29 protein-coding genes are annotated in these 25683 nt (G+C 61.4%); 14 read left to right on the top strand and 15 right to left on the bottom strand.

All coding sequences use genetic code 11. The annotated features are described in order from the left end of the window. Positions 1-2 precede the first annotated feature (2 nt). Positions 3-992, bottom strand: coding sequence for a heparan-alpha-glucosaminide N-acetyltransferase (locus RWJ89_RS12085; RefSeq protein ID WP_316029517.1), 990 nt, complete (start codon positions 990-992; stop codon positions 3-5). Then, a complete protein-coding gene (locus RWJ89_RS12090; RefSeq protein WP_168283592.1) occupies positions 992-1756 on the bottom strand; it encodes a DUF599 domain-containing protein in 765 nt (254 codons plus the stop codon). The genes RWJ89_RS12085 and RWJ89_RS12090 overlap by 1 nt, the downstream gene beginning before the upstream one ends. A 360-nt stretch (positions 1757-2116) precedes the next feature. Here RWJ89_RS12090 and RWJ89_RS12095 point away from each other — a divergent pair, with 360 nt between their 5' ends. Continuing rightward, complete coding sequence (locus RWJ89_RS12095) at positions 2117-3316, top strand: acyltransferase family protein (RefSeq protein WP_168283593.1); 1200 nt, start codon at positions 2117-2119, stop codon at positions 3314-3316. 1 nt (position 3317) lies between these two features. On the opposite strand, the gene RWJ89_RS12100 is transcribed toward RWJ89_RS12095, so the two are convergent. Next, on the bottom strand, positions 3318-3755 hold the full coding sequence (locus RWJ89_RS12100; protein ID WP_077978228.1) for a VOC family protein: 438 nt from the start codon (positions 3753-3755) through the stop codon (positions 3318-3320). Positions 3756-4088: 333 nt separating this feature from the next. Here RWJ89_RS12100 and RWJ89_RS12105 point away from each other — a divergent pair, with 333 nt between their 5' ends. Together RWJ89_RS12105 and RWJ89_RS12110 are read left to right on the top strand one after the other, a co-directional pair. After that, the gene (locus RWJ89_RS12105) at positions 4089-5492 is read left to right on the top strand and encodes an L-serine ammonia-lyase (protein WP_077978227.1); all 1404 of its coding nucleotides are present in this window, start codon (positions 4089-4091) and stop codon (positions 5490-5492) included. Between the two features lie 61 nt (positions 5493-5553). Continuing rightward, positions 5554-5991 carry a DUF1489 family protein gene (locus tag RWJ89_RS12110; RefSeq protein WP_064648306.1) on the top strand — a complete coding sequence of 146 codons (438 nt, stop codon included), beginning with the start codon at positions 5554-5556 and terminating at the stop codon, positions 5989-5991. 10 nt (positions 5992-6001) lie between these two features. Here RWJ89_RS12110 and RWJ89_RS12115 read toward each other — a convergent pair whose 3' ends face one another. The 7 genes from RWJ89_RS12115 to RWJ89_RS12145 form a co-directional block, all read right to left on the bottom strand. Beyond that, entirely contained in the window at positions 6002-6277 is a 276-nt protein-coding gene (locus RWJ89_RS12115) for a hypothetical protein (protein WP_077978226.1), read from the bottom strand. Positions 6278-6390: 113 nt separating this feature from the next. Next, positions 6391-7959, bottom strand: coding sequence for a serine hydrolase (locus RWJ89_RS12120; protein ID WP_077978225.1), 1569 nt, complete (start codon positions 7957-7959; stop codon positions 6391-6393). 134 nt (positions 7960-8093) lie between these two features. Then, entirely contained in the window at positions 8094-8879 is a 786-nt protein-coding gene (locus RWJ89_RS12125) for a hypothetical protein (protein WP_131665302.1), read from the bottom strand. Between the two features lie 200 nt (positions 8880-9079). Further along, positions 9080-9685 carry a transglutaminase-like cysteine peptidase gene (locus tag RWJ89_RS12130; protein ID WP_131665303.1) on the bottom strand — a complete coding sequence of 202 codons (606 nt, stop codon included), beginning with the start codon at positions 9683-9685 and terminating at the stop codon, positions 9080-9082. Between the two features lie 375 nt (positions 9686-10060). Further along, positions 10061-11035 (bottom strand): prolyl aminopeptidase, encoded by a 975-nt coding sequence (gene pip, locus RWJ89_RS12135; protein ID WP_316030951.1) that lies wholly within the window; start codon positions 11033-11035, stop codon positions 10061-10063. A gap of 310 nt (positions 11036-11345) precedes the next feature. After that, positions 11346-11957: a PilZ domain-containing protein gene (locus RWJ89_RS12140; protein ID WP_131665305.1), complete on the bottom strand. Its 612-nt coding sequence runs from the start codon at positions 11955-11957 to the stop codon at positions 11346-11348. A 124-nt stretch (positions 11958-12081) separates the two neighbouring features. After that, positions 12082-12726, bottom strand: coding sequence for a PAS domain-containing protein (locus RWJ89_RS12145; protein WP_131665306.1), 645 nt, complete (start codon positions 12724-12726; stop codon positions 12082-12084). A 264-nt stretch (positions 12727-12990) separates the two neighbouring features. On the opposite strand from RWJ89_RS12145, the gene RWJ89_RS12150 reads away from it, so the two are divergent. Next, complete coding sequence (locus RWJ89_RS12150) at positions 12991-13779, top strand: rhomboid family intramembrane serine protease (protein ID WP_316030952.1); 789 nt, start codon at positions 12991-12993, stop codon at positions 13777-13779. A 93-nt stretch (positions 13780-13872) separates the two neighbouring features. Continuing rightward, a complete protein-coding gene (locus RWJ89_RS12155; protein WP_131665308.1) occupies positions 13873-14307 on the top strand; it encodes a CBS domain-containing protein in 435 nt (144 codons plus the stop codon). A gap of 68 nt (positions 14308-14375) precedes the next feature. Here RWJ89_RS12155 and RWJ89_RS12160 read toward each other — a convergent pair whose 3' ends face one another. The 3 genes from RWJ89_RS12160 to folE all read right to left on the bottom strand — a co-directional run bounded on the left by RWJ89_RS12160 (position 14376) and on the right by folE (position 16548). Beyond that, positions 14376-15338, bottom strand: a complete 963-nt coding sequence (locus RWJ89_RS12160) for a patatin-like phospholipase family protein (RefSeq protein WP_077978218.1) — start codon at positions 15336-15338, stop codon at positions 14376-14378. A gap of 117 nt (positions 15339-15455) precedes the next feature. After that, positions 15456-15908 (bottom strand): phosphoribosyl-AMP cyclohydrolase, encoded by a 453-nt coding sequence (gene hisI, locus RWJ89_RS12165; protein WP_131665309.1) that lies wholly within the window; start codon positions 15906-15908, stop codon positions 15456-15458. Positions 15909-15933: 25 nt separating this feature from the next. Next, positions 15934-16548, bottom strand: coding sequence for a GTP cyclohydrolase I FolE (gene folE / locus RWJ89_RS12170; RefSeq protein ID WP_017960561.1), 615 nt, complete (start codon positions 16546-16548; stop codon positions 15934-15936). A 304-nt stretch (positions 16549-16852) separates the two neighbouring features. Between folE and RWJ89_RS12175 the strand changes: the two genes are divergently transcribed. The 5 genes from RWJ89_RS12175 (at position 16853) to thrS (ending at position 20768) form a co-directional block, all read left to right on the top strand. Further along, positions 16853-17299 (top strand): iron-sulfur cluster assembly scaffold protein, encoded by a 447-nt coding sequence (locus tag RWJ89_RS12175; protein WP_065280044.1) that lies wholly within the window; start codon positions 16853-16855, stop codon positions 17297-17299. Positions 17300-17304: 5 nt separating this feature from the next. Continuing rightward, positions 17305-17709: a membrane protein insertion efficiency factor YidD gene (gene yidD / locus RWJ89_RS12180; RefSeq protein ID WP_131665310.1), complete on the top strand. Its 405-nt coding sequence runs from the start codon at positions 17305-17307 to the stop codon at positions 17707-17709. Positions 17710-17714: 5 nt separating this feature from the next. Continuing rightward, positions 17715-18134: a DUF2267 domain-containing protein gene (locus RWJ89_RS12185; RefSeq protein WP_131665311.1), complete on the top strand. Its 420-nt coding sequence runs from the start codon at positions 17715-17717 to the stop codon at positions 18132-18134. Continuing rightward, a complete protein-coding gene (locus tag RWJ89_RS12190) occupies positions 18131-18658 on the top strand; it encodes a DUF1697 domain-containing protein (RefSeq protein WP_131665312.1) in 528 nt (175 codons plus the stop codon). Before RWJ89_RS12185 ends, RWJ89_RS12190 begins: the two co-directional genes overlap by 4 nt. Before the next feature lie 124 nt (positions 18659-18782). Then, entirely contained in the window at positions 18783-20768 is a 1986-nt protein-coding gene (gene thrS / locus RWJ89_RS12195) for a threonine--tRNA ligase (RefSeq protein WP_131642176.1), read from the top strand. 234 nt (positions 20769-21002) lie between these two features. Here the strand turns inward: thrS and RWJ89_RS12200 are convergent, their stop codons facing one another. Next, positions 21003-22100, bottom strand: coding sequence for a hypothetical protein (locus RWJ89_RS12200; RefSeq protein WP_131665313.1), 1098 nt, complete (start codon positions 22098-22100; stop codon positions 21003-21005). Positions 22101-22213: 113 nt separating this feature from the next. Between RWJ89_RS12200 and RWJ89_RS12205 the strand changes: the two genes are divergently transcribed. The 3 genes from RWJ89_RS12205 (at position 22214) to RWJ89_RS12215 (ending at position 24659) form a co-directional block, all read left to right on the top strand. Then, positions 22214-22798 carry a nitroreductase family protein gene (locus RWJ89_RS12205; RefSeq protein ID WP_131665314.1) on the top strand — a complete coding sequence of 195 codons (585 nt, stop codon included), beginning with the start codon at positions 22214-22216 and terminating at the stop codon, positions 22796-22798. Beyond that, positions 22798-23409 carry a flavin reductase family protein gene (locus tag RWJ89_RS12210; RefSeq protein WP_131665315.1) on the top strand — a complete coding sequence of 204 codons (612 nt, stop codon included), beginning with the start codon at positions 22798-22800 and terminating at the stop codon, positions 23407-23409. The genes RWJ89_RS12205 and RWJ89_RS12210 overlap by 1 nt, the downstream gene beginning before the upstream one ends. 107 nt (positions 23410-23516) lie before the next feature. After that, the gene (locus tag RWJ89_RS12215) at positions 23517-24659 is read left to right on the top strand and encodes a DUF2336 domain-containing protein (protein WP_029874170.1); all 1143 of its coding nucleotides are present in this window, start codon (positions 23517-23519) and stop codon (positions 24657-24659) included. Here RWJ89_RS12215 and RWJ89_RS12220 read toward each other — a convergent pair. Continuing rightward, entirely contained in the window at positions 24656-25078 is a 423-nt protein-coding gene (locus RWJ89_RS12220) for a hypothetical protein (RefSeq protein WP_077978210.1), read from the bottom strand. The two genes, RWJ89_RS12215 and RWJ89_RS12220, sit on opposite strands and share 4 nt — an antisense overlap. Positions 25079-25207: 129 nt before the next feature. On the opposite strand from RWJ89_RS12220, the gene RWJ89_RS12225 reads away from it, so the two are divergent. Continuing rightward, the gene (locus RWJ89_RS12225) at positions 25208-25666 is read left to right on the top strand and encodes a GNAT family N-acetyltransferase (RefSeq protein ID WP_221960376.1); all 459 of its coding nucleotides are present in this window, start codon (positions 25208-25210) and stop codon (positions 25664-25666) included. Positions 25667-25683: the final 17 nt, after the last annotated feature.

Here is a 25683-nt window from a genome sequence, read left to right on the forward strand (position 1 = left end):
GTTTATTGCGCCTCGGCGCTGCATTCGGCAGCGATCATCTGAACCCGCTCGTCGTTCTGTATATCGATCGCGCCCGCCTGCAGCGGTGTGAACAGGGCTTGCGCCTGCAATTTCCCTAGCGTGCACTGACAGAAGCTGTGGCAGAGCGCTTCACCTTGTTGCATGACGCAAGAGGCGTTGCATTGCCTTAGGTAAGTTGCGACCGAATCCGGGGCTTGCGGCGGGAGGACGAGGGAAATCCCATAGGCGATGCCGATCAATACGGGCTGGTGGATGAGATAGAAGGCAAGGCTGTGGCGGCCGAGCCTTGCCGGCCACCAGGAGCCGGTGCCGACGGCGGCAAGCCGGTGCGGCAGCTTGGTTCTGATGGCGATCGAGGCGATACTCAATCCGGCGAAGAAGGGCGTTGCCCAGGGAAACAGCGGCACGTAGTCGTTGGACCGTTCCGGCGTCACCGCAAGGCCGATCCAGGCGAGATATCTGGGATCGAAGAAGGATGAGCGAAGCAGGCCGGGTGGCCCGAAATTATCGGTGATCCAGGCGGCAAAGAGCACGAGCGTAGCGATGAGCGTGACGGCGAGCGGCAGTCTCAAAAAAACGACGCCGACGAGCGTGAGCACCGCGATGCAGTGCAGGATGCCGAAGTAGATCCACTCGTTCGGCATCGCGATGCGTGTGGCAATCGAGATCACCGCGGCTGCCGCGGCAATCATGCCGAAACGCTTCCAAAAGGAGGGCCAGCGAATCTCAGGCATGCTTGAGAGCACCAGGCTGATGCCGACGATGAAGAGAAAGGTCGTGGCGATCGCCCGGGCATAGATCTTCAGCCAGCCGGTTTCGGCCGTGCCCGGCGCGAGATAGCCCATGAACTCCATGTCCCAGCTGAAATGGTAGCTCGCCATGGCGATCAGCGCGATGCCGCGCGCCGTATCCAATAGACCGATGCGCGGCGGTTTTGCCGTTGCATCGGTTTCGCTTGCCGGCAATGTCATCAAAGTCCCTCGGACAAATCATTTCCGTCGCTCGACGGCCTATCGCGGCGAATAGCAGAAAGGTGGAGATTTGATGGCGGGCCGGTATCCATGATCGCCAGTCGCGCCTGCGAGAAAAATTGCCGGCGTGTCAGCACGACGATGACGATTGCCGTCGTCAGCATGAAGACATAGGGGTTGATGAACCAGCCGAGATAGCCGATCGACAGGAAGATTGCCCTGAGGCCCTCGTTGAAATTGCTGCCGGCGATGACGTTCATGCGGATGACGCGTTCGGCGGCCCGCTCGGCGGCGATGACGTCGCGCTCGGTGTCGCGCATCATCGGGATCGAACCGAAGAGGATGGTGCAGTAGTTGAACAACCGGTAGGACCAGCCGAATTTGAAGAAGGCATAGCCGAAAAGTGCTGCGAGGCCGCCGACCTTCATCTCGAAGACGGCATGGCCGCCATGGAAGACGAAGGGCAGGTCGGCGAAGACGGCGTCGACCTTCTCCGTCGCGCCGAGCAAAGCAAAACAACTGCCGATCGCGAAGATCGACGTCGAAGCGAAGAAGGCGGTGCCGTTCTGTAGGCCGGCCATGATCTGCGTGTCGATCATCTTCAGGTCGCGGCGCAGCGAATTGTAAATCCACTCCCGGCGCCGTTCGGTCATCGCATGGGTCAGGCTGGTGCGCCCGAAGAAGGTGCGGCCATGCAGCAGCCAGGAATAGCCCATCCAGACAAAGGCAAAGAAAGCCAGAGCGATATAATCCGCCGTCGTCATCAGTGATTCGGTCTCCGCATCAACGCGGCCACTATGCCGCAAGTCGGATTATGCCGCATGGCCGAGTTCGGCGGCTTTACGCGTGCTTTCGGCCATGCGGCAGTTCGGCATAATCGAGCCGTCGGGAAACGACAAGGCTTGGTGGATCGCCGGCCGGCATCTTCTGGAACTAACGAAAGCAATGCGGTCATCCGTCAGCTTGGGGATTCGGGGCGGGCACTCGGAATTCTCACGCCCGAGCGAAAGCCGTATCATCAATCGGCTGCAACCGGCGGACGAGCGCGCCGCGTTAACCGCTTATAAAGTCGTCATGGCCAATTCTTGAGGACTGAACCTGAACTCCGAATTCAAAAGTGACCCATGAGTCGGCCGGATTACATCCCGAGTCTTGATGGCCTGCGCGGTGTCGCTGCGCTTCTGGTCGTCGGAGCCCATATTGGCCTTATCTTTCCGGTCACAGCTCCGCATCTCGTGACGATGGGCGACGAAGCTGTCGGTTTGTTTTTTGCTCTCAGCGGCTTCCTGATGGCTCATCTTTACGGCTTACGGCCGGTCACGAAAGAAAACGTGCTGGATTTTCTTGTGAGCCGTTTTGCCCGCATCTATCCGGTTTACCTGGTGGCCGTCGTTCTCGTAGCGATGCTGTCGAGCATGCAAAATCTGGATTTTGTTCAGCCGATCGCTGGCGGCACGGATTTTGTGCGCCATGTCTTTCTTCTCGGCTCGAGTGGTGTTTTCTGGTCGATACCGCCCGAGATTCAGTTCTATCTGCTCTTTCCCGTCCTGTGGCTTTGCTTGGCCCAGCCGCACCGCTATAGCGGCATGATCGTCGGCCTCACCGTGGCCGTCGTCGTGGATGGCCTGGTTGAATTGCCAGGCCCCGGAATAGTGCTCGTCTCCAAGCTTCCTTACTTTCTTTTCGGCGCACTTGCCGGGATCATGCATTCCTACTGGAACAGATGGATTCCATCTGCCTTCACCGGAATTTCAACGCTTTTCCTTCTGGCGGTGTTTTTCACTTACCGGCATATCTTGCCCGGTTTTTCCCCCGAATTTTGGAGCCTGCAAAGTGCGGTGGCCGCAGCCGTCATTGTCGGGCTCGTCGCTCGACAGCCGCCTATCGCAACCCGTGTCCTGGCAGCTGCACCAGTACGGTTTTTCGGAAAGATCAGCTTTTCACTTTACCTTTTCCATGTCCCCATCATGTTCCTGGCGCGTCTGACTTTTGATGCCTTGATGCCAGAACCGGCACTCATCCTGGCGACGCTTTGCATTGCGGTAGCCGGGGCATGGTTCATTCACGAGACGATAGAGGTTCCAGGCCGGCGGCTGCTGGTCCTGATATGGCGGTATAATCGCTGGCGTCTGGTTTCGCGCGAAACTCCGGCCGACCAAATGGACCGCGCAATTCTCGGCCTGCAGGAGATCGAAAAGCGCCTGCTGAGCGGCGCAACGTCAACTATCACCGATCAACGACAAATCTCGACGACGCCCGAACCCCGGGATGGAGCCGACGGCACGGTCATTCAAGACGAACGCGACGAGAAGCTTCGCGCATAGCTCAGCTAAGTTCTTGGGCGAGTCCGATGAGAAGCCCTCCAGGCCCGCGGATGTAGCAGAGCCGATAGGTGTCTTGATAGTCCACGACTTCGCCGACGAGCTGCGCGCCGCGCTTGCGGAGCCTCTCAAGCGTCTCGTCGATGTCATCAAGGGCGAACATGACGCGGAGGTAGCCTAGAGCGTTCACCGGGGCATTGCGGTGATCCGCGACAGCAGGCGGCCTGAGGAAGCGGGAGAGCTCGAGCCGGCTGTGGCCATCAGGCGTGCGCATCATGGCAATCTCGACGTGCTGATCGCCCAGTCCAGTGACACGTCCAGCCCATTCTCCTTCGATCGCAGCCCGCCCTTCGAGCTCGAGGCCGAGTTCGCCAAAGAAATCAATTGCCTCTCCGAGGTCTTCAACGACGATTCCTATGTTGTCCATCCGTTTGAGCGCCATGTGTCCCATCTCCCAAGCTACAAAGGTGTCGTCTAGCATCGACGTCAGCAGGACATTGGGAGTCGGTGCAGACTGTCAAGATAGGGCTACCAGTTCTTCCTCCGCATAGGCTTCATTGGCGGACTACTTGGTTTAGCGCATGACCCCGAAAATCGGATTCGATTTTCGGGAAGGATTATGCGCACACTCAAAGTGCCTGCGCGTCCTATTGGACACGCGGTGCTCCAGTGTGCAGCCGGAATGTCGCACCGGCTCCATGCGATGTCGGTGTGCTGCACGGATTCGAAACCGACCTCGCTTAAGCTTGCATCCTCGTATTCAGAAGGCGCACCCATGTTTCTCTCGGTATTCGATGTCTTCAAGATCGGTGTCGGGCCGTCGAGCTCACACACGATGGGTCCGATGTCGGCCGCCAACCGATTTCTCGAGCTGATCCTCTCGAACGAATGGCCACGCCCGTCATCGGGCGCGCAGGTCACAGCCATCAAGGTCAGCCTGCATGGCTCGCTCGCCCATACCGGGATCGGCCACGGCACGGGCAGGGCTGTCATTCTCGGGCTTATGGGCGAGGCGCCCGACAGCGTCGATCCCGACCGGATGGACGGCATCGTCGACGCCGTGGAGCGCACCGGCCGCATCACGCCGGAGGGCCATCCCGCCTATCAGTTCCAGCCGAAGACCGACCTGATCTTCGACAAAAAACAGCCGCTGCCCGGCCATGCCAACGGCATGGTCTTTTCCGCCTATGACAAAGACGGCCGGCTTCTGGTCAAGCGCATCTATTATTCGGTCGGCGGCGGCTTCGTCGTCACCGACACTGAGCTCGAGCAGATGCGGGCGAAGAAGAACGCGCCCGGCGGCACGCGTGTGCCCTATCCCTTCTCCACCGCCAAGCAGATGCTTGAGATGGCCGAACGCTCAGGGCTGTCGATCGCCCAGATGAAGCGGGCGAACGAGGAGAGTCAGCGCAGCCAAGAGGAACTCGACCAGGGGCTTGACCGTATCTGGGAGGCGATGCGCTCCTGCATCGAGCGCGGCCTCAAGGTCGAGGGCATCATGCCCGGCGGTCTCAACGTCAAACGTCGCGCCCGCAGGATTCACGACAAGCTGGAGGAGGAGTGGCGCAGCAACCGCGTCAACCCGCTGCTCGCCAATGACTGGCTGAGCGTCTATGCGATGGCCGTCAACGAGGAGAATGCAGCCGGCGGGCGCGTCGTGACGGCGCCGACCAACGGGGCGGCCGGTGTCATTCCGGCGACGATCCGCTATTACGAGCATTTCCACGAGGATTGGGACCAGAACGGCATCCGCGATTACCTGCTGACGGCCGCCGCCATCGGCGGCATCATCAAGCACAATGCCTCGATCTCGGGCGCCGAGGTCGGCTGTCAGGGCGAAGTCGGCTCGGCGGCGGCGATGGCTGCCGCGGGGCTTGCGGCCGTCATGGGCGGCACGCCGGCGCAGATCGAAAACGCCGCCGAGATCGCGCTCGAACATCATCTCGGCATGACCTGCGATCCGATCGCCGGCCTCGTGCAGGTTCCCTGCATCGAGCGCAACGCGCTCGGCGCGGTCAAGGCCGTCACGGCGGCCTCGCTCGCCATCAAGGGCGACGGTCAGCATTTCGTGCCGCTCGATGCCTGTATCGAGACGATGCGCCAGACCGGCCACGACATGAGCGAGAAATACAAGGAAACCTCGACCGGCGGTCTTGCCGTCAACGTCGTCGAATGCTGAGTTTGTGGACATCAGGTGCTTGACGCTTGACGCTCGCTGCCAAAAGGATTTCAACGGCAGCATGGCATTGCATCTCATCAAACTCTGCGTCGGCGCCGACTCGATAGACGATCTGCGCGAATGGGTGGCGGAACGCTCGCTACGTGCCATCGCCGCCGGGCTCGAGCCGCATTCGGTGCATACGACGCGCATGGCGCCGAAGCGTATGGAGGAGCTGCTTGACGGCGGCTCGCTCTACTGGGTGATCAAGGGGCAGGTGCAGGCGAGGCAGAAGCTGCTCGACATCGAGACCTTCACCGACGGCGAGGGGATTTCACGCTGCCGCCTGATGCTCGGCCCTGAGGTCATCGAGACGGCCGTGCAGCCGAAGCGTCCCTTCCAGGGCTGGCGTTATTACACTGAGGACGACGTGCCGCGCGACCTGACAAGCCTCGGCGCCGGCATTGTCGAAATGCCCGCGGATCTTCGCCGCGAGCTTACGGACCTTGGTCTGCTCTAGCCCTTAGGGTTCAGCGCAGGCGCAACTGCACCGGCGCTCTGCCATCCGGCGAGGTCACATGGAGATGGATACGGGCTTCGGGCTGAGAATAGCGCCAGGCGCGTGCACCGTGGCACAGCAGCAGATTGATGAGATCCCGGGTCTTCGGAGACTTCGCCTTCGGACGCTGCAGGCCGATCTCGGCGAGGCGCAAAGCCGCCTCGTGTAGCGGATGCAGAGATGAGCGCCCCTTGGCCGCCATGCGGCGGTCTGAAGACATTCCCGGAACATTCTCGTTGATCGCCATTGTTTTCCTCGTACGCAATACTGATCGAGTTCAAGAACGGTGGCCGGAAACGCTAACACCGATTCCGGCCGTCACCGATGCCGCCGGCCATCTTGCAGGCAGCATCGAATAGCTCATTGGGCAGCCGCCCAGCACTTGATGCCGGCCTTCTTCAAGGCCTTGCAGGCGTTGACGGCGTGGCGCTGATCGTCAAAGCCGCCGAAGCGAGCGCGGTAGAGCTGGTCACCACCAGCGGCATAGGCGACCGCGAAGGGCTTTGCCGAGGCCAGCGCCTTGCCGCCCTTGCTCCTGGCGCTTTCCAGAAGGTCCATGGCCATCTGCCGGCTCGGCGAGACGCCGACCTGCACGACCCAGCCGGTCGGTCCATTGCTGGTTGAAGCAGCACGAGTCGGGGAGGGAGTGGTCGACGCAGTGGTGACGTTATCGACCGACGTATCGCCCTGTTCCGACGGCATAGACGCGGGCGTCGGCTTTGGTGCGGCGACCGCTGCCTGCTGCTTGAAGGTCATGGTCTTGACCTTGGTCGGCGCCGGCATCGGCTGTGCTACCAGTGGATTGTCGGATTTCGGCGCAGCGGTCTCGGCATAGGCGACCTCGGTCTCGGCGACCTGATAGCGCGCATCCGGCAGCGGGCCTTTGTGCGGCAGGCTGAGATCGGCAGCGGCTGCCGAAACCGGCTGCGCTGCGGTGATGGTCTTCGCCATTTGCTGAGCCTTCTTGGGCTGGACCGGAGCGGGTGTCTCGATCATCGTCGGGGCAGGGGCCGCCTGGGCGATCAGCGCCGACGATCCGCCACGGTTCGATGCCTTCGGCAGATAGGTGGCGATCAGATTGCGCATCTGGGCATCGCGGGCGGGCGTCGAGGCGCCACCCATCACGACGCCGACAATCGATTTGCCATCGACCTGCACCGAGCTTACCAGGTTGAAACCGGCAGCGCGGGTGTAACCGGTCTTGATGCCGTCGACGCCGCGCACTGAACCGACGAGGCGGTTGTGGCTGCGGATCGTGCGGCTGCCGAACTTGAAGGCGCGCGTGGAGAAATAGCCGTAATATTGCGGGAAATGCTGGCGAAGGGCGATACCGAGGCGGGCCTGGTCGCGCGCCGTCGTCATCTGCGCCGTATTCGGCAGGCCGTTGGCGTTGCGATAGGTGGTGCGCGTCATGCCGAGCGCATGCGCCTTGGCGGTCATCAACTGGGCGAAGCGATCCTCGCTGCCGCCGCCCAGCATTTCGCCGAGCGCGGTTGCGGCATCATTGGCCGACAGGGTAACGAGACCGAGAATGCCCTGCTCGACGGTGATCGTGCCGCCGGCGCGCACGCCGAGCTTGGTCGGCGCCTGGGCTGACGCATAGGCGGAGAAGGGAACCGGCGTATCGAGGCGGATGCGACCCTGCTCCAATGCCTCGAAGGTCATGTAGAGGGTCATCATCTTGGTCAGGGAGGCGGGGTATTGCAGCCGGTCGGCGTTCTCACTGTAGAGAACGTTGCCGGTCTTGGCGTCGACGACGATGCCTGCATATTTCGGATTTGCCGCTTCCGCTTCGGCATTCACCGAATCGACCATGACGATCGTGACGGCCACCGAAAGGATCGCCAGCAGCCTTGCGAAAAAACTGCCGAATCGGGACGATGATACGGAGGAGACTGACCTTGACACTATTCCACTCTTCGCTTGCATTTCAGATATTTGGCACTTCAGATTTCGGCAGGAACCGCACACCTCCCGCCGCACAGCTCGTCTTCTAAAATTACCGGTTGGGCGTTACCAATCCGTTTATGATGAATCGTTTATTTCGCTGTCCGGAGAGCATTTTAGGGACTTGTCGCAGAACGGTTCACAAGACGCGCGTCTACAAAGGTGCGGATAGCGGCATCAATATGTTCCCAGTCGTCGAGATGGCTGCTTGAGAAGCGGTAGAGAACGCTGAGATCCCGACCGACTTTGATATCGCGCTGACAATCTCCGCCCGCTGCCTTATCCGGGGCTGACGGCAAGATGCAGCGCACGACGTAATCCGGCCCGCCCTTGACGGGCGCCGTCAGCAGCACCTCGTCGCCGTAACCCGCATCGGCGCGAAGACGGTGCAGCGTCAGCCCGTCGCGGAAGGGCTCGGCCGGTCCTTCGAGCAGATGCGAATAGATCGGCTCCAGCCGCCCGGACATGTCGCGCGACATGGTGCTCTGGGTGATCTGCAGAAAGATCAACCCGGAGAATTGGGCGATATCGTCGAATCGAAGGTGGTTTTCCTTGCCGTAACCCTGCATTTCCGGCCAGGCGAGGTAAAGATCGATGCGCTCGGCGGCGCCTTCATGCCTTTGACTCGGGAAACGGATGGTATTCTCGGGGAATTTTACGGTGTCGCGGCCGATGGCCAACTGGATTTCAACCGTGCTGTCGGTGTTGCCGGCAAGCGAGATATGCCGGCCGAACCAGCGGCCGCCGATGCTGATGGCTATGGTCAGGACCGCCAGGACAGCAATCACCGCCATCGTGCGGAGGAGAAACCCCATGGAAAGAAGCGGCTGCTCGTCGGGTGCGCTGTGCGCGGCGTGGCTCATGGCGGTTCTTCGCGTTTCGGTCCGCCGCAGGAAGAACATGAGCCGCCGGTGCCGATGATGATTCTCACCGTCATGATCGGACCGGCTAGGTTAACAATTCACTAACGCACTGGTGGGGAATCTTCAAAGGGGCGAGCCGTTCCCGGGACAGCGGGAACGGCTCTTGGGCACCGGTCGGGGGACGGGATGCGGGGACTGACCGGGCCGCAGGCAGCAACCGGCAATGACCGGCAGGCTGTTTACTTGACGCTACCGACCGCGACGGCGCGGCCATCCTGAAGCTTGGACCAGCGAGCCGGATCGTCGGCGGACTGGCGCTTCAGATAGGTGTATTCGGTGTCCGACCACAGCAGCACCTTGTTGCGCATGTTGTCGAGGATGAAGTCGCCATGATCGGTACGAACAGTCAGCACGGCATGGCCTTCGCCATTCGGCTGCAGCACGACGGTGATCAGCGTGTCGGAGGGCGAGAAGCCGTCATCGATCAGCATCTTGCGCTTCAGCAGGGCGTAATCCTCGCAGTCGCCGACGGTGCGCGGATAGGCCCAGCGCTCCTCGACACCGTAGATCTGCTCATCCGTCATCGGCTGGATCGACGAATTGACGGCGTAATTGACCTTGAGAATTTCCTTCCAGCGATCCTCGGTGAGGATGGTCGGTCCGGCATCGCCGCCGACCTCGACACATTCGGTCGGGTTGGCCTTGCAGAATTCGTAGTGTCCGATAGGCGGGCTGGCATTGCCTGCCAGGGCCATGCTGGCGGGCATCGCCTGTCCCGAACCCGCCATTGCCATCATGATCGCACCGGCCAGAAGGCCGCCTTTCAGGATATTCGCAGTTGTCATTGCCGTCTCCCCGTAAGTTGAGGTGACAATGGCACAGACGTTTTTATCCCACGCAAAATTACGTAATAGAATTAAAGGCTTAGTTGATTCAAATGCCGATAAAACTTGACTAAAAACAGATTCGAATGCGCATAAAATTCGATGCGGATTTGTCGCGAATTCGTTTAAAATTTTAATGCATGCGACAAGGCTTTCGCCCGAGAAAACGCTGCGTTGCCGTCCTGATGTTAAGGATTTTCGTTGAGCCGGGTAAATTCCGCCGGCCGATAAGCGGTCTGCGGTGGCGCGCCGCCGGCCGACGATGCCGCCGGAAACGACCGATTCGGCCGACCCAAAAGCAGAATATCGTTCAAATCGCCGGTGTGGGCAGGAAAATTATTTTTGAGGAAAATCGCGAAATCGATCCGTGGCAGTCACAATCGCCGCGCTCATATCCGGATTTGCGGTGGAATGGGCAGCATGCGGAAGGATGCTGAGTTCGCTTTGCGGCCAGGCGCGGGCGAGTTCCCAGGCCGTGACAAGCGGCGCCTCGACGTCGAACCTTCCCTGCAGCAGGATACCGGGAATGCCGCTGAGCCGCGCGGTGTTCTTCAGAAGCTGGCCGTCCTCCAGCCAGGCACTGTGGGTGAAGTAGTGGGTGATGATGCGGCCGCGCGTCAGCAAATAGGCCGGATCGGCCCAACGGCGCGGCCGGCCTTGAGGATCGGCGAGCAGGATCGAGGCCGCCTCCCAATCATGCCAGTCGCGCGCCGCCTTGAGGCGCGTTTCCGGGTCCGGATCGTTGAGGAGACGATGATAGGCGGCGACCATGTCCTCGTCTCGTCCCTGGCTGCCTGGAGGAATCGCCTGGCGGAATCGATGCCACTCTTCCGGAAAGAGCGGTGCCATGCCGCGATAGAGCCAGTCGATTTCGGAACGCCGGGTGGTGGTCACGCCTGACAGGACGATCGCCGCGACGCGCTCCGGATGGGTTTCGGCATAGGCGAGCGCCAGTGTCGAACCCCAGGAATTGCCGAAAAGCAGCCAGGTATCGATGCCGAGACAGGCCCGCAGCCGCTCGATATCGGCAACGAGATGCCAAGTGGTGTTGAGGGAGAGATCGGTTTCGGGATCGGCAGCGCTCGGCAGGCTGCGGCCGCAATTGCGCTGATCGAACAGAATGATTCGGTAGGCGTCGGGATCGAAATAGCGCCGCGCCGCGGTCGAACAGCCGGAGCCAGGCCCGCCATGCAGCACCAGTGCCGGCCGGCCTGCGGGATTGCCGCAGGCCTCCCAATAGATAAGATTGCCGTCGCCCGTATCGAGCAGGCCGTGATCATAAGGTTCGATTTCGGGATAAAGAGCTGACATCGGCGCACCTGCGGACGAAGCGGACCTTATCCATCATATCGCTGACGAAGGGAAGACGGGTGCCGATCAGTGTCGCAGCTTGTTCCACTCATAATATATCTGCCGACTGGGTGGAACGACTTGCGACAGGATTTCGCGCTGGCTTTCCAAAGCCAGATTCGTTGCCGCTTGCGAAGTTCGTGCCAAGACGTGCAGGCTTTTCAACACGACCTGACCGGGCGCGCGCCGGACCTGGCAATCGCGATCTATGGAAGTCGCTCGAGAATTGCACCCAGGGAACCCTGGAAAGCAGTACAATTTTCAGCAGCTGTTAAAGGAATTCCCGCAGCGTTTCGCGGGACTGGATCGACAGGAATTCGATTGCCACACCCTCGACGAAGTGGCGCACGACGCGGCCGCGCATGTTGCCGAGGCGCACGGCCGTTCCAATCGAAGGGCGCATCTCGACGTCGACGGCAGCGCCCGACAGCGAAAGGTCCATGATGCGGCAGAAATAACGCGTGCCGTCCTCGAGCGTCAGCTCGGTCTTCGTGTCACGTGGTGTCAAACGGTCATGGCGGCGATCCTCGGGCAGGCCGAGTTCGTGCTTGTTGGCAAGCCAGGTGAGCTGGGCCGCGAGCTTCTCGCGCTTCCGGTCGGTGGCGTTGATCGACATTGTGAAGCCGCGGCCATCGATCGTCTGGACATAACCTTCGACGCGGCCGAGATGGTCGATATAGGCGACGACGCGTTCGTTGGCGCGCGGCCGGCCGAGGCAGGTCACGTACATATCGCCAGGCGACATGTCGATCACCATGCATTCGAATTCCTCGTAGTTCGCAAGCATCAGCCGGCCCTGCATATTGATGGGCACGCGCTGAAAAACGCCCTGTTCAGGGCGCGGCGCAGTTCGTTGCGTCTGAGCTGGCTGGAACGAGTGCATCAAAGGGCTTCTTCATGAAAATCGCAGAGACCGATCTTTACCCACAATCCATTAACAGAAGGTTGTTTTGCCGTGTCCCCATGTAGCGGAAAACGAGTATGCCGGATGTGCCGAAATGGGATCGTCAGCGCGCCTCCGCACTCAGCAGCTGCGACACCATGCGGCGCATGACCTGCCCGAAATGGATGCTTTTGCCAGCGACGATCCTGTTGATCGGGCGCGGTTCGGCCGGTGCTGCCTTGTCGAATTTTCCGGGCAGCAGGCGGCTGCGGTCGAGCGCCAGGAATTCGAGCGGTACGATCTCCAGCCAGCTCGCGGCCGCTGCCGGCGCGATCGCGCCAAGCAGCCGGTCGCAGGCGCCGTCCGGCGAACGCAGCGGCATCATGATAATCTCGAAGGAGGCCTGATGACCGACGGTGCTGTAGCCGGTGGCGTTGAACAGGGCCGGCATGGCATGGTCCATGACGCCCATCGCCGTGCGTTCGATGTCCGCGACCTGACCATTTGCCCAGAGAGAGGAAAAACGTTCGCCGCGCAGGTCACGCCCAAAGAGATCACAGATGCGGGTGCCGGCGAGCCGGAAACCGATTTCTCCGCCCTCGCGCCTCTCCAGAATGAACAGACTCTGGAGAAGATGGGGGACGGCGGAGGGTTCGACCTGTGATTTCAGCGGCGCATCGGCAGCGCCGCGGATACGGTTCCAGTAGTCAAAAATCTCGATGGTCGTTTGCACACGCATTTCACACCAACCTGTCCCATTCCGGAGCATTTTCGGGCAGTCATTGCCCTTACAGGCTCTACCTTGCGGATTTCATGCCAGATCGCGGCCGTTAAGGTTAAGAGATGGTTTCGGTTGAGATGCGGTGCCCGTCGTGACACTGTCCTGCCATCGCTTCGACTTTCGAAGTTCAGCACAACCTGCCCGGGCCGAGGTCTTTTCCTGGAGCTCCCGGTACGCCGTCCGGCACTTCGGACGGCTTTTTTTTTGACAGTCGCTCCTGTATGGCTGTGGCCTCAACGAGGCAAAACACAGATGAATGAGCAGACGGCCGAGCCGCACAAGGCGCCCGAACCTCCCGAGGTCCAGCCGCCGGCACGACCGCGTGAACCGGTCTTCAACCTTCCGCCAGCGTTGTTCTTCAGCCTTTGCCTGATTGGTATCATCTATGCGGTGCAGGAGCTCCTGCTGTCCGACGATGCGCTGAACTGGCTGTTCTTCACCTTCGGCTTCGTTCCCGCCCGCTACGTGATTCCGCTGTCGCAGCAGGGGCTGGAGCTGTTCTGGACGCCCGTTACCTATTCGCTGCTGCACGGCAGCTTCCAGCATATCGTCTTCAACGCGTTCTGGCTGATGGCCTTCGGCGCGCCGGTCGTGCGCCGCATCGGGACGCTGCGTTTCGTGCTCTTCTGGTTTTTTTCCGCTGTCGCGTCCGCCATACTGCACGCGGTCCTGAACTGGGGAGACGTGTCGCTGCTGATCGGCGCATCGGGTGTCATCTCCGGGCTGATGGGCGCCGCCTGCCGATTCGCCTTTCCAGCCGAACGGCGGCCGATGCTGCCTGCACATCTCAATCCTCGGCTTTCCATCTTCGAGGCGCTGAAGAGCCGTACCGTCATCATCTTCATGCTGCTCTGGCTGGTCGGCAATGCGTTGATCGCCGTCGGCATCCCGCTGGTCGGCGACAGCGACCAGGCGATTGCCTGGGACGCGCATATCGGCGGCTTCGTCTTCGGCTTCCTGTTGTTTTCGCTGTTCGACCAGGCGCCACGCCCGCCGGTGATCGAGCCTGACGGAACCGAGAAGGATGTGTTGCAATCCTGAGCCGGGCAGTGCACGATCGACCCATATCCGTGCCGGGGGGAGAAACCGCCGCGGATGCCTGTGACAAGTGTTTCACGGACATAGGAGGTTCGAATGACCAGTTCAGTCAAAGCAATCCTCGACCTGAAGGGCAGGGACGTCGTCACCGCCAGGCCGAACGCCACCGTCGCCGAGGCGGCCGCCATCCTCAGCAAGAAGAAGATCGGCGCCATCGTCGTCGTCGGCATGGAGAACCGGATTTCGGGCATGTTCACCGAGCGCGATCTCGTGCATGCGATCGCCAAGCACGGCAAGGAAGGCCTCGACCAACCGCTGTCCCAGGTCATGACCGCGAAGGTCTATCGCTGCCATGAGGAGACGACCGTCAACGAGTTGATGGAGCTGATGACCAGCCGACGTTTCCGTCACGTGCCGGTGGAAAGCAACGGCAAGCTTGCCGGCATCATCTCGATCGGCGATGTGGTGAAATCGCGCATCGCCGAAGTCGAGCGTGAGGCCGAGGAAATCAAGGCCTATATCGCCGGCTGAGGTTTTCGCGTACCTCTCTTGACTAATATCGTCGTCCCAAACCGTCACGCGTTTTTGGACGAAGTGCATCAGGGGTTGCTTGCGTAGACTTCCTGCATGCGCTGGATCTCGGGGAGCCGGGCTCTGGCTTCCTCGTAGCCGCGTTCGATCGCCTCGCCGGCCCGGTGGAATTCGGAAAGGCCGATATAGCTGAGGCGCGGCTGCAGCGAAATATCCGGCGGATCGCCGGCAAGGCGGGCGCGGGCGATCCTGTCCTGGATGATGTTGAAGGCCTGCACCATGACGCCGGTCATGCCGAGGCGCGCATAGGGCGCCTCTTCCTGTTTCTGTACTTCCTGGGCCGACAGGCTGGCATTGTGCCGGACGACGGCCGAGCGGCCGTAGAGATCGTAATTGAGATTGACGGCGACGACGAGCGGCTGCTCGTAGGCCCGGCAGACGGAGACGGGGACGGGATTGACCAGCGCCCCATCGACCAGCGTGCGGTGATTGCTGCGCACCGGCTCGAAAATGCCGGGCAGGGCATAGGAGGCGCGCAGCGCCGTAATCAGCGAACCATTGGCAATCCAGACCTCATGGCCGGTATTGACCTCGGCCGCGACCGCGACGAACGGCCGGTCGAGATCCTCGACGTTCAGGCCTTCGAGATGTTCCTGCATGCGCTTGGTCAGCCGCATGCCGCCGAACAGGCCGCTGCCGCCGATGGTGAGATCGAGGAGACTTGCGATGCGGCGCATTGTCAGCGAGCGCGCGAAACTTTCGAGTTCATCGAGCTTGCCGGCGAGATAGCAGCCGCCGACCAGCGCGCCGATCGAGGTGCCGGCAATCATGCCGATCTCGACCTTTGCTTCGTCGAGTGCGCGCAGCACGCCGATATGGGCCCAGCCGCGGGCAGCGCCGCCGCCGAGTGCGAGCGCAATCTTGATTTTCTTTTGAGGCGCAGGAGGCGGGAGCATCTCGAGCGTGGTCGATATGCCGGAACCGGAACCCTCGCCTTCAGAGCTTTGACGATGCAGACTCCAGCTCAGCATGGCGCTCTCCCCTCCCAGCAGAACACTTGATTTTCGATAGTGTGCCCGATCAGTTTCCAAATGGTATATAGATGCGGTTTCTGGCGCAATAAGGAGCAAATGCCGGGGAATTTCAGGCTATTTTCCGTAGACATCCTGCGGATCGAAATGAAGCTCGTCGTCAACGATATCAAGCATCGGCTTTCCGTCTCGAAGCGTGATCGTCCGGTAGAAGCAGGAGCGGCGGCCGGTGTGACAGGTGGCGTCGTGGCCGGCGACCTCGACCTTCAGCCAGATGGCGTCCTGATCGCAATCGGTGCGGATTTCCTTCACCGTCTGGAGATTACCCGAGGTCCCGCCCTTCTTCCAGAGCTTGCCGCGCGAACGGCTGAAATAGTGCGCGGTGCCGGTCTGGATGGTCAGCGCCAATGCCTGGGCATTCATGTGCGCCACCATCAGCAACTCGCCGTCGCCGGCGTCGGTGACGATCGCGGTGATCAGGCCGCGGTCGTCGAAACGCGGCGTGAAATCGCCGGCGTCTTCCAACGCCGACTTGTCCTCGGATGGTTGATTGAAGATCAGTTGACTCATCGCGGCCCTCCTGAGGGAGCCGGTATCAGCGGCTCCGCACCATGGTCATGAAGCGGGCCTGATCGGCCGGCTCAGTCTTGAACGTTCCCGTGAATGTCGTCGTCAACGTGGTCGAGCCCTGCTTCTGAACGCCGCGCATCGCCATGCACATATGTTCGGCCTCGATCAACACGGCGACGCCGCGCGGATTCAGCGTATCGTCGATGGCCCGGGCGATCTGCGCAGTCATCGTTTCCTGCGTCTGCAGGCGGCGGCCATAGATCTCGACGACACGCGCAATCTTCGACAGGCCGAGCACACGCCCGTCCGGCATATAGGCAACGTGGGCCTTGCCGATGATCGGCACCATGTGGTGTTCGCAATGCGAGTAGAACGGAATATCCTTGACGAGGACCATGTCGTCGTAACCGGCGACCTCCTCGAAGGTGCGGCCGAGCACGTCTTCCGCCGCCATGTCGTAACCGGAAAAAAGCTCGCGGTACGATTTGACGACGCGGGCCGGCGTTTCGAGCAGGCCTTCACGTGTCGGGTCGTCACCTGCCCAGCGCAGCAGAACGCGAACGGCTTCCTCCGCCTCCTGCTGGGAGGGGCGATCCGAGTCGCGGTTCGTCTGCGGAAAATTCTTTACGATGGCGTCCATGAACAATGGTCTCCTGGTCCGCACCGCGGACCCATCTGTCGGAATCGCCACTGGTCAATCCCATGCGGGAATTCATGCACCTTTGGCAGGCTCCGGGGCTTTCAGGGCAATTTCAACGCCCGTCCGGCACGGTTTCCCAATCAAACTTACACCAGGCCATTGCATTTTCATGGCCTTCGAACGACATACATATAGGAAGACGGCCATCGTATGTAAGTATCCTCACACGACACGGTGTGTTTTTTGTTTTGACGACAATAACGCCCTCAGAGAGGCAGATCCGCAGCGATTTTGGAGCGGAAATATGGACGATATCTACAACAGCAAAATCCTCGAATTCGCCGGCAATATTCCGCTGACCGGCACGCTTGATGATGCCGATGCGAGCGCCCAGGCCCATTCCAAGCTCTGCGGCTCGAAGGTGCGGATCTGGCTGAAGATGGATGGCGACACCGTGACCGGTTTTGCTCATGACGTGAAGGCCTGCGCGCTCGGCCAGGCCTCGTCCTCTATCATGGCCCGCCATGTGGTCGGCGCCACGTCGGACGAACTGCGCCAGGCCCGCCAGGACATGCTCGCCATGTTGAAAGCGGACGGGGCGGGGCCCCGTGGACGATTCGAAGACATGCGCTATCTGCTGCCGGTGCGGGACTACAAGGCCCGCCATGCCTCGACGATGCTGACCTTCGATGCCGTCGTCGATGCGATCGGGCAGATCGAGGCAAAACGGGCGGAAGTTGTCGAGGCGTAACTGACATGTGCGAGTTCTGCGTTCGGCAGGCCGATGATGAGGACGACGGTGGTGCCGCCGGATCAGCAAAGCCGCGCGAAAAGGCCGCACGCACCTCCCGCAACTATGCCGGCCCGTTCCGCAAGACACCCGACCGCCTGCTCGGCATGGGGCTGATTCGCCTCTATCAGCTGACGCTTTCCGGCTTTGTCGGCAATTCCTGCCGCCATATCCCGACCTGCTCAGAATATGGCTACGAGTCGATCGCCCGCCATGGCTTGTGGGCCGGCGGCTGGATGACGCTGTTTCGCGTCGGCCGCTGCGGCCCGGGCGGTACCAGCGGCCTCGACCTGGTGCCGGAGATGCTCGGCGACAGCTTCCGCTGGTGGACGCCGTGGCGCTATCTCGCCCTCGGGCGGAAGAAAGGGTGAGCGCCATGACGATGCCCGACGAATACAGGCGTGCATCGGAAGACTTCGACCATTATCTCGATGATGTGAGAGCCGATACGCTGATCGACAGCCGAAATGTGGTCTACACGATGACCCAAGGGGTCTTTCAGACGTTCCGCCGCCGCCTCGATGTTGCAGATGCGCTCCGATTTGCCGATGTGCTGCCGCCGGTGCTGCGTGCGATCTTCGTCGCCGACTGGAATCCCCACGAGGTCAAACGGTTCTTCGAGGATCGTTCGGCGATGACGCGGGAGGTACAGTCACTGCGCGGTGACCATAATTTTGCTCCCGACACCGCCATCCGAGACGTGGCGATGGCCGTTCGAAAACATGTCCACGCCGCCGCATTCGACAGAGTGCTGAAGACCTTGCCCGACGGCGCAGAGGAGTTCTGGCAGCCATGAGCACCTTCATCGCCCTTCTGCACAGCATTGTCCTGACGCCCGACCGCCGCGTCGTCATGCAGGATTTGCGCGCCCTTGCCGAAGAGCTCGGCTATCGCGAGCCGCGCACGCTGGTTTCTACAGGCAATCTTGTCTTCGAGGCCGACGAGATGCGACCGCACGAACTCGAGACCCAGCTGGAAGAGGCCTTTGAAGAAAAGTTCGGCAAACATGTCGATATCATCGTGCGCAGCGACTGCACCTGGATGGCGCTTTGCAGCACCAATCCCTTCAAGGATGGCAATGGCGACCAGGTCATCGTCCGGGTGATGCGTCTGCCGGTCGACCCGGAGAAGGTGGAGGCGCTGAAACCGCTGATGACGGAGGGACAGCGCATCGCCGTCGTCGGCGGCGATCTCTGGATCGATTTCGCCGGCAAGCCGAGCCAATCCAAGCTGCTTTCGGCGCTGACGACCAAGCGGCTCGGCGTCGGTACGATGCGCAACTGGAACACCGTGCGCGGGCTGACTGAAATGATTATATAGCCCCCGCTTTTTCTTTACTCAGACAGGAAATCTGGCTATCAGGCGGCAGCGCATTCAGCTCCGCGGAGGCGCTTTCATGTCAACCACCCGCATTCGTTGGCGGGACTGGACAAGGAGAATTTCGATGTCCCAAGCTATTTCCCTGACATTTCCCGATGGTTCCGTGCGCGGCTATGATGCCGGCGCAACCGGCCGGGATGTCGCCGAATCCATTTCCAAGTCACTCGCCAAGAAGGCGGTCGCCGTTGCAATCGACGGCGCCGTGCGCGACCTTTCCGATCCCGTGACGACCGGCAGGATCGAGATCATCACCCGCAATGACGACCGCGCGCTCGAACTCATCCGCCATGACGCGGCGCATGTCATGGCTGAAGCAGTGCAGGAGCTCTGGCCCGGCACCCAGGTGACGATCGGCCCGGTCATCGAAAACGGCTTCTATTACGACTTCGCCAAGAACGAGCCCTTTACACTCGACGATCTGCCGAAGATCGAAAAAAAGATGAAGGAGATCATCGCCCGCAACGCCGCCTTCACCAAGCAGGTCTGGTCGCGCGAGAAGGCGAAACAGGTCTTCGCCGACAAGGGCGAGCAGTACAAGGTCGAACTCGTCGACGCGATTCCGGAAGGGCAGGATCTCAAGATCTATTATCAGGGCGACTGGTTCGATCTCTGCCGTGGCCCGCACATGGCCTCGACCGGTCAGATCGGCAGCGCCTTCAAGCTCTTGAAGGTGGCCGGCGCCTATTGGCGCGGCGACAGCAACAACCCGATGCTGAGCCGTATCTACGGCACGGCCTTTGCCGAGCAGTCGGAACTCGACAACTACCTGCATATGCTTGCCGAAGCCGAAAAGCGCGATCACCGCCGCCTCGGCCGCGAGATGGATCTCTTCCATTTCCAGGAAGAGGGTCCCGGCGTCGTCTTCTGGCACGGCAAGGGCTGGCGCGTATTCCAGACGCTGGTCGCCTATATGCGCCGCCGGCTTGCTGGCGACTATCAGGAGGTCAATGCGCCGCAGGTGCTCGACAAGTCGCTGTGGGAAACCTCCGGTCACTGGGGCTGGTACCGCGACAACATGTTCAAGGTAACGGTTGCCGGCGACGACACCGATGACGACCGCGTCTTCGCGCTGAAGCCGATGAACTGCCCGGGCCATATCCAGATCTTCAAGCACGGGCTGAAATCCTATCGCGAGCTGCCGATCCGGCTGGCCGAATTCGGCAATGTCCACCGCTACGAGCCGTCAGGCGCGCTGCATGGGCTGATGCGCGTGCGCGGCTTCACGCAGGACGATGCGCACATCTTCTGCACCGACGAGCAGATGGCCGCCGAGTGCCTGAAGATCAACGACCTGATCCTTTCGGTCTATCAGGATTTCGGCTTCGATGAAGTGACGATCAAGCTCTCCACCCGGCCGGAAAAGCGCGTCGGTTCGGACGAGCTCTGGGACCGCGCCGAAAGCGTGATGATGGGCGTGCTGGAGACGATCCAGCAGCAGTCCAACAATATCAAGACCGGCATCGTGCCGGGCGAGGGCGCCTTCTACGGTCCGAAGTTCGAATATACGCTCAAGGATGCGATCGGCCGCGAATGGCAGTGCGGGACGACGCAGGTCGACTTCAACCTGCCGGAGCGGTTCGGCGCCTTCTACATCGACAGCAACTCGGAAAAGACGCAGCCGGTGATGATCCATCGCGCCATCTGCGGCTCGATGGAGCGTTTCCTCGGCATCCTGATCGAGAACTTCGCCGGCCACATGCCGCTCTGGGTATCGCCGCTGCAGGTGGTGGTCGCAACGATCACCTCGGAAGCCGACGGCTACGGGCTTGAAGTGGCCGAGGCGCTGCGCGAGGCCGGTCTCAACGTCGAGACCGACTTCCGCAACGAGAAGATCAACTACAAGATCCGCGAGCATTCGGTCACCAAGGTTCCTGTCATCATCGTCTGCGGCAGGAAGGAGGCGGAGGAGCGCACGGTCAATATCCGCCGCCTCGGCAGCCAGGACCAGGTTTCGATGGGGCTCGACGCCGCCGTCGAGAGCCTTGCCCTCGAAGCGACACCGCCTGACATTCGTCGCAAGGCCGAAGCAAAAAAAGCCAAGGCGGCCTGAAAGCGGCCGGGAACCGACAGCGCTGGGCTTCGGCGCTGTCGGAAGCTGATCTATCACCATAATATTATCGGAACGAGTCATCCCGAGACCGGGGTACGATTCAGAAAAATACTCTATGGCAATGATGGAATCCGCGCCTGAGCACCGCAGAGCTGCACGGTCGGGGCTTCTGGCCGCGATCCGTCTTCTCAGTGGCGCCGACGTCGGCTCGAGCCGAAACCGCTCACGGAAAAATCAATCGAGGCTGGTGTCGTCGCCGCCCTGCGGCACGAGCTGTTCGTAGGAGGGCAGCGGCTCCACCGGAGCCGGCTGGACGCCTGGCGGCGGTGGCGTGCCGACTGGTACCTGCTGCACCGTGCGGGCCGCGCTGACCGGCGGCTGCGGCTGCTGGTCCTTCATCAGAACCTCGACATCGGTGTTCCTGCCGGCGACGACGGTGAAATCGCGCTGGTAGATCTTGTCCTTGTTGCGGGCGACGGCGGAATATCCGCCTTCGGCGAGAACCATGGTCGGGAAGGCGCTGACACTTTCGCCGACACTGTCGCCGGCTGCCGTCAGGATCGACCACGCCGTATCGGCGATCGCCTCGCCGCCGGCATCGGAGACCAGCTTGAAGGTGATCTGCGCGGCACGATGCTGGATCGTCGCCTCGGTCAGTTTGCCGGCCTCGACCTGGATGTCGGCGCGGATCACGGCGTTGACGCTGCCATATTCGGAAACGATGTGATAGGTGCCGGCATTGAGACGGACGACGGTATTCGGCGAGACATCGGCCACGACGAGGCCGCGCTCGCCATCGTCGCGCACTTCCGAGGAATAGAGCGAGAAGCTCAACTGGTCGGGGCGAATGCGGGCATCGGCGCCGGAGACGGCATTGAGCAGCAGGCCGCCGGCATCGAGCACCATCACCTGCTTGTCGACCTCGCCTTCAGCGGGCACGGTCAGTTTCTTGGTGACCCCGGCGCGGCCGAAGGAGACATTGACGAAATAATCGCCGGGGGCGAGCTGGAAGGCGGCGGGCCCGCCCTTGGCGCTGGCGATCAGCGGCAGCTTGCCATCGGTTCCGGCGATCGGGCTGAAGACGTACCAGGAAAGGCCCTCCTCAACCGGCGTGCCGTCCGCCGTCAGCTTGGCCTCCATCGGGACGTCGCGCAGCTTGACCCCTTGGGGCACCGTGCCGGGCGCGATGAAGGCATCGAGCTTCGGCATCTTCGGCGTCGATTCAAGCTGTTTGAATTCCTTGAAGGCATCCTGAGCGCCGGCGCCGAGGGGCATCAATACCATCAGGGCAATGGCAAGGCCGATGCGTGCAAAAGGCAAAATGCCAAACATCTGTTTCGTGAACCGATTGACTTCTGAAATCGCAAAGGTCACTTCAAGACCAACGCGATGGCAAATTCAAGACCCACCCTTTGCAGCAGCATAAAAATGAGAGCTTCTCCCGTATGAAATCCGATATCAAGCTGATCGACTACCTCGCCGTGCGCCGCTCCATCCCCGCTTTTCAGATGTGCGAACCAGGCCCCGAAAAGGCCGAGATCGAGGAGATCCTGCGTCTTGCCTCGCGTGTTCCCGATCACGGCAAGATCGCGCCCTGGCGTTTCATCGTCTATCGCGGAGAGCAGCGCGTGCGTCTCGGCGAGGAACTTCTGACGCTGGCACTTCAGACAAAGCCCGATCTCTCCGAAGAGATGATCCAGGTCGAGCGCAGCCGTTTCACCCGTGCGCCCGTGGTCGTCGCCGTCGTCAGCAAGGCGGGGCCGCATATCAAGATCCCGGAATGGGAGCAGATGATGTCGGCAGGCGCGCTTTGCTTCAACGTCATCCTCGCCGCCAACGCCAACGGTTATGTCGCCAACTGGCTGACGGAGTGGTTCGCCTATGATGAGCGCGCCTATCCGCTGCTCGGCGTTGGGCCAGATGAAAAGGTGGCGGGCTTCATCCATATCGGCTCGACGACATTTCCGGCGATCGAGCGGCCGCGGCCGGAGCTTGCCGATACCGTGACCTGGGTCGGCGGAGAAGACTGATGTTCTACACCACCGACAGCAATCGGCACGGGCTCGCGCATGATCCGTTCAAGGCGATCGTATCGCCGCGTCCGATCGGCTGGATCGGCAGCAAGGGCAGGGATGGTTCGATCAATCTGGCGCCCTATTCCTTCTTCAATGCCGTTGCCGACCGGCCGAAGCTGGTGATGTTTTCTTCGGCCGGGCGCAAGCACAGCCAGCGCAACGCGGCCGAGACCGGCGCCTTCACCTGCAATTTCGTCAGCCGCGATCTCGCCGAGAAGATGAACCTCTCCTCGGCGGCGCTGCCCTACGGCGACAGCGAATTCGACTTCGCCGGTCTGACGGCGAAGCCGGCCGAACTGATCGACGCGCCCTATGTCGGCGAGGCTTTCGCGGTGCTCGAATGCAGGGTGACCGAGATCATCGAGCCGAAGACGCTGTCGGGCGAACCGTCCGAAAACGTCCTCGTCTTCGGCGAAGTGGTCGGCATCCATATCGATGAAGCGATCGTCAGGGACGGCCGCCTCGACATGTCGATCGCCCGACCTTTGGCCCGCATGGGCTACATGGATTACAGCGAAGGCAGCGATGTTTTCGAGATGATCCGGCCGAAGACGCAGCAAGGCTGAGCCGAACGGCAAGGCGTCCAAAGGCTTAAGAAACATGGTGAACCAATCTTAAACCTTTTGCCACTACGGTCGCAGCATTGAATGGAGCGCGAGGGAATCGCGTTCAAATGCTGGGGCGTCGCGTGATCGTAGAAGCTTTCCTTCGTTGGATCGAAACGGCCAAGACCGGTGACCGGGCCCGGGCTGCAAACGCCCTCGGGCGCGCCTATCTGCAGTCCGAAATGTCCGCGGATGAGCGGGCGGCTGCCGAAATGGCGATGACTTTTCTTCTCGACGATCCGTCGCCGCGCGTGCGGCTTGCGCTTGCCGAGGCGATCGCCTGGTCGCCCGATGCGCCGCGCAACCTTATCCTTTCTCTTGCCGAAGACCAGCCCGAGGTCGCCTGCCACGCGGTGACCTGCTCGCCGCTTTTGAGCGACGCCGATCTCGTCGACCTTGCCGCGCGCGGCAACGGCGCCACCCGCATGCTGATCGCCGCCAGAGCGCATGTGACACGCCCGGTTTCCGCCGCTCTTGCGGAGGTCGGTGACGAGGAAGAACTGCTCTGCCTGCTGGAGAATGACGGCGCGGTGATCTCCAGCCTATCTTTGAAACGCATCGCCGAACGGCTCGGCGACTGCTGCGATATTCGCAACCTGCTTCTCGACCGCAGCGATCTTCCCGCCGATGCCCGCCAATTGCTGACCCAGCATGTCAGCAATGCGTTGGTCGGCCTGCCGCTGGCGCAGGCGGCCATCGGCCTGCAGCGGCTTCAGCGCATCAGCCGCGAGGCGACCGAGGCTGCCATCGTCTCGATCGCCGGCGATATCGCAGCGCGCGAAATACCCGATCTCGTCCAGCATCTGCGCCTCAACGGCCGGCTGACGCCGTCCTTCCTCATGCATGCGCTCTGTGCCGGCAAGGTGGATTTTTTCGCCGGCGCGATCGTCGATCTGACCGCGTGCAGCGAGCGCCGCGTGCGCTCGATCCTGGCAACCGGGCGCATGCATGCCGTGCGCGCGCTCTATGAATCCGCCGGCCTGCCGAGGGACATCAGCGTGATCTTTGTCGAAGCGACGATGCTGTGGCGCGACGCCGCCAGAAAAGCGCCGGCCAGCGTGCTCGGCAATGTCTGCGGCCGTCTTCTCGAAAAATTCCGCCATCACGACGCGCATGGCGCGATCGGCGAGTTGCTCGACATGGTGGAAAAGCTGCACGTCAACGAGCAGCGACAATCGGCCCGCGTCTACGCGGCGCTTGCGGCCGCCTAATCAGCTAGCCGCGTCACCACCCAGGAATAGCTGGCGGAGACGAAGTGCACCGGTTTGGTCAGCGTGTCCTTGACGCTCCTGCCCGAGGGCAGATGGGCGCGGACCTGCCCGGCGATGCCTTCAGCAAAACCGGCGATCCTTCCTGTGGGTTCGTCGGGCGCGGCCACAACGACCTCGGGCGCAGCGGCAGGCACTGGCGCCGCTTTCGGTGGCTCGGCGGCTGCGATCGTTTTCGGCGCCTCGCACACCGCGATCACCGAGGGATAGTTGACGTTCACATAAGTCTTCAGCCTTCGTTCGGCTTCGGCATCGCAGGCGGCAACAGTTCCCCAGCGTTTATCGACGGTCGCGACATAATTGCACTGGCTGATGGAATCGTCGCAGCCGAGAATGGTCATCGCGATCAGCACCGCTTGCATATTCTGCTTCCTTGATTATTGAGCACTTCATCGTCTTAGAGGGCGCAATTCCAACCGAATGAAGGCAACGGCATTAAGTCTTCGTCATATCGGGGGAAAATTGTGCCCCGCGCCAGCAGAGGGAGCAGCATGTCCATCACCATTGCCCTGGAGCCGCCGCGTCAGGAGGGCGTCATCCGGCTTCTCGATCTTTCCGATGCCTATGCGCAATCGCTCTATCCTGCGGAGAGCAACCATCTGGTCGACCTTTCCATGCTGGAGAAACCTTCGGTGAGCTTCCTGGTCGCGCGCAATGGCGATGCGATCGTGGGCTGCTGCGCGCTGGTAGAGGCCGGGGACGGCACGGCGGAGATCAAGCGCATGTTCGTCGATCCCGAGGCGAGGGGCCTGAGGATCGCCAGCAGTCTGATGAATGCGCTCGAAGCGATCGCCGGAGAAAAGGGTCTGACGGCGATCCGGCTCGAAACCGGCATCTACCAGCCCGAGGCGATCGCTCTCTACCGCAAATATGGATATCGGGACATCGAGCCTTTCGGCAGCTATCTGGCGGACCCGCTCAGCCTGTTCATGGAAAAGCGGCTGGGGTAGCCGGTCTCTTCAGGGCA

The sequence above is a fragment of the Rhizobium sp. 10PS4 genome, assembly GCF_032464805.1.
GTDB lineage: Bacteria > Pseudomonadota > Alphaproteobacteria > Rhizobiales > Rhizobiaceae > Rhizobium > Rhizobium laguerreae.

What these genes read in the sequence shown, in the direction of transcription:
- RWJ89_RS12150 (WP_316030952.1), top strand. Translation starts at nt 12,991, where the DNA reads ATGAATGAGCAGACGGCCGAGCCGCACAAGGCGCCCGAACCTCCCGAG.
- RWJ89_RS12185 (WP_131665311.1), top strand. Translation starts at nt 17,715, where the DNA reads ATGACGATGCCCGACGAATACAGGCGTGCATCGGAAGACTTCGACCAT.
- RWJ89_RS12095 (WP_168283593.1), top strand. Translation starts at nt 2,117, where the DNA reads ATGAGTCGGCCGGATTACATCCCGAGTCTTGATGGCCTGCGCGGTGTC.
- RWJ89_RS12215 (WP_029874170.1), top strand. Translation starts at nt 23,517, where the DNA reads ATGCTGGGGCGTCGCGTGATCGTAGAAGCTTTCCTTCGTTGGATCGAA.
- RWJ89_RS12085 (WP_316029517.1), bottom strand. Translation starts at nt 992, where the DNA reads ATGACATTGCCGGCAAGCGAAACCGATGCAACGGCAAAACCGCCGCGC.
- yidD (WP_131665310.1), top strand. Translation starts at nt 17,305, where the DNA reads ATGTGCGAGTTCTGCGTTCGGCAGGCCGATGATGAGGACGACGGTGGT.
- RWJ89_RS12220 (WP_077978210.1), bottom strand. Translation starts at nt 25,078, where the DNA reads ATGCAAGCGGTGCTGATCGCGATGACCATTCTCGGCTGCGACGATTCC.
- RWJ89_RS12200 (WP_131665313.1), bottom strand. Translation starts at nt 22,100, where the DNA reads ATGTTTGGCATTTTGCCTTTTGCACGCATCGGCCTTGCCATTGCCCTG.
- RWJ89_RS12140 (WP_131665305.1), bottom strand. Translation starts at nt 11,957, where the DNA reads ATGCACTCGTTCCAGCCAGCTCAGACGCAACGAACTGCGCCGCGCCCT.
- RWJ89_RS12175 (WP_065280044.1), top strand. Translation starts at nt 16,853, where the DNA reads ATGGACGATATCTACAACAGCAAAATCCTCGAATTCGCCGGCAATATT.
- RWJ89_RS12115 (WP_077978226.1), bottom strand. Translation starts at nt 6,277, where the DNA reads ATGGCGATCAACGAGAATGTTCCGGGAATGTCTTCAGACCGCCGCATG.
- RWJ89_RS12145 (WP_131665306.1), bottom strand. Translation starts at nt 12,726, where the DNA reads ATGCTCCGGAATGGGACAGGTTGGTGTGAAATGCGTGTGCAAACGACC.
- folE (WP_017960561.1), bottom strand. Translation starts at nt 16,548, where the DNA reads ATGGACGCCATCGTAAAGAATTTTCCGCAGACGAACCGCGACTCGGAT.
- RWJ89_RS12105 (WP_077978227.1), top strand. Translation starts at nt 4,089, where the DNA reads ATGTTTCTCTCGGTATTCGATGTCTTCAAGATCGGTGTCGGGCCGTCG.
- pip (WP_316030951.1), bottom strand. Translation starts at nt 11,035, where the DNA reads ATGTCAGCTCTTTATCCCGAAATCGAACCTTATGATCACGGCCTGCTC.
- RWJ89_RS12155 (WP_131665308.1), top strand. Translation starts at nt 13,873, where the DNA reads ATGACCAGTTCAGTCAAAGCAATCCTCGACCTGAAGGGCAGGGACGTC.
- RWJ89_RS12190 (WP_131665312.1), top strand. Translation starts at nt 18,131, where the DNA reads ATGAGCACCTTCATCGCCCTTCTGCACAGCATTGTCCTGACGCCCGAC.
- RWJ89_RS12090 (WP_168283592.1), bottom strand. Translation starts at nt 1,756, where the DNA reads ATGACGACGGCGGATTATATCGCTCTGGCTTTCTTTGCCTTTGTCTGG.
- hisI (WP_131665309.1), bottom strand. Translation starts at nt 15,908, where the DNA reads ATGAGTCAACTGATCTTCAATCAACCATCCGAGGACAAGTCGGCGTTG.
- RWJ89_RS12110 (WP_064648306.1), top strand. Translation starts at nt 5,554, where the DNA reads ATGGCATTGCATCTCATCAAACTCTGCGTCGGCGCCGACTCGATAGAC.
- RWJ89_RS12160 (WP_077978218.1), bottom strand. Translation starts at nt 15,338, where the DNA reads ATGCTGAGCTGGAGTCTGCATCGTCAAAGCTCTGAAGGCGAGGGTTCC.
- RWJ89_RS12205 (WP_131665314.1), top strand. Translation starts at nt 22,214, where the DNA reads ATGAAATCCGATATCAAGCTGATCGACTACCTCGCCGTGCGCCGCTCC.
- RWJ89_RS12120 (WP_077978225.1), bottom strand. Translation starts at nt 7,959, where the DNA reads ATGCAAGCGAAGAGTGGAATAGTGTCAAGGTCAGTCTCCTCCGTATCA.
- RWJ89_RS12100 (WP_077978228.1), bottom strand. Translation starts at nt 3,755, where the DNA reads ATGGCGCTCAAACGGATGGACAACATAGGAATCGTCGTTGAAGACCTC.
- RWJ89_RS12125 (WP_131665302.1), bottom strand. Translation starts at nt 8,879, where the DNA reads ATGTTCTTCCTGCGGCGGACCGAAACGCGAAGAACCGCCATGAGCCAC.
- RWJ89_RS12225 (WP_221960376.1), top strand. Translation starts at nt 25,208, where the DNA reads ATGTCCATCACCATTGCCCTGGAGCCGCCGCGTCAGGAGGGCGTCATC.
- thrS (WP_131642176.1), top strand. Translation starts at nt 18,783, where the DNA reads ATGTCCCAAGCTATTTCCCTGACATTTCCCGATGGTTCCGTGCGCGGC.
- RWJ89_RS12210 (WP_131665315.1), top strand. Translation starts at nt 22,798, where the DNA reads ATGTTCTACACCACCGACAGCAATCGGCACGGGCTCGCGCATGATCCG.
- RWJ89_RS12130 (WP_131665303.1), bottom strand. Translation starts at nt 9,685, where the DNA reads ATGACAACTGCGAATATCCTGAAAGGCGGCCTTCTGGCCGGTGCGATC.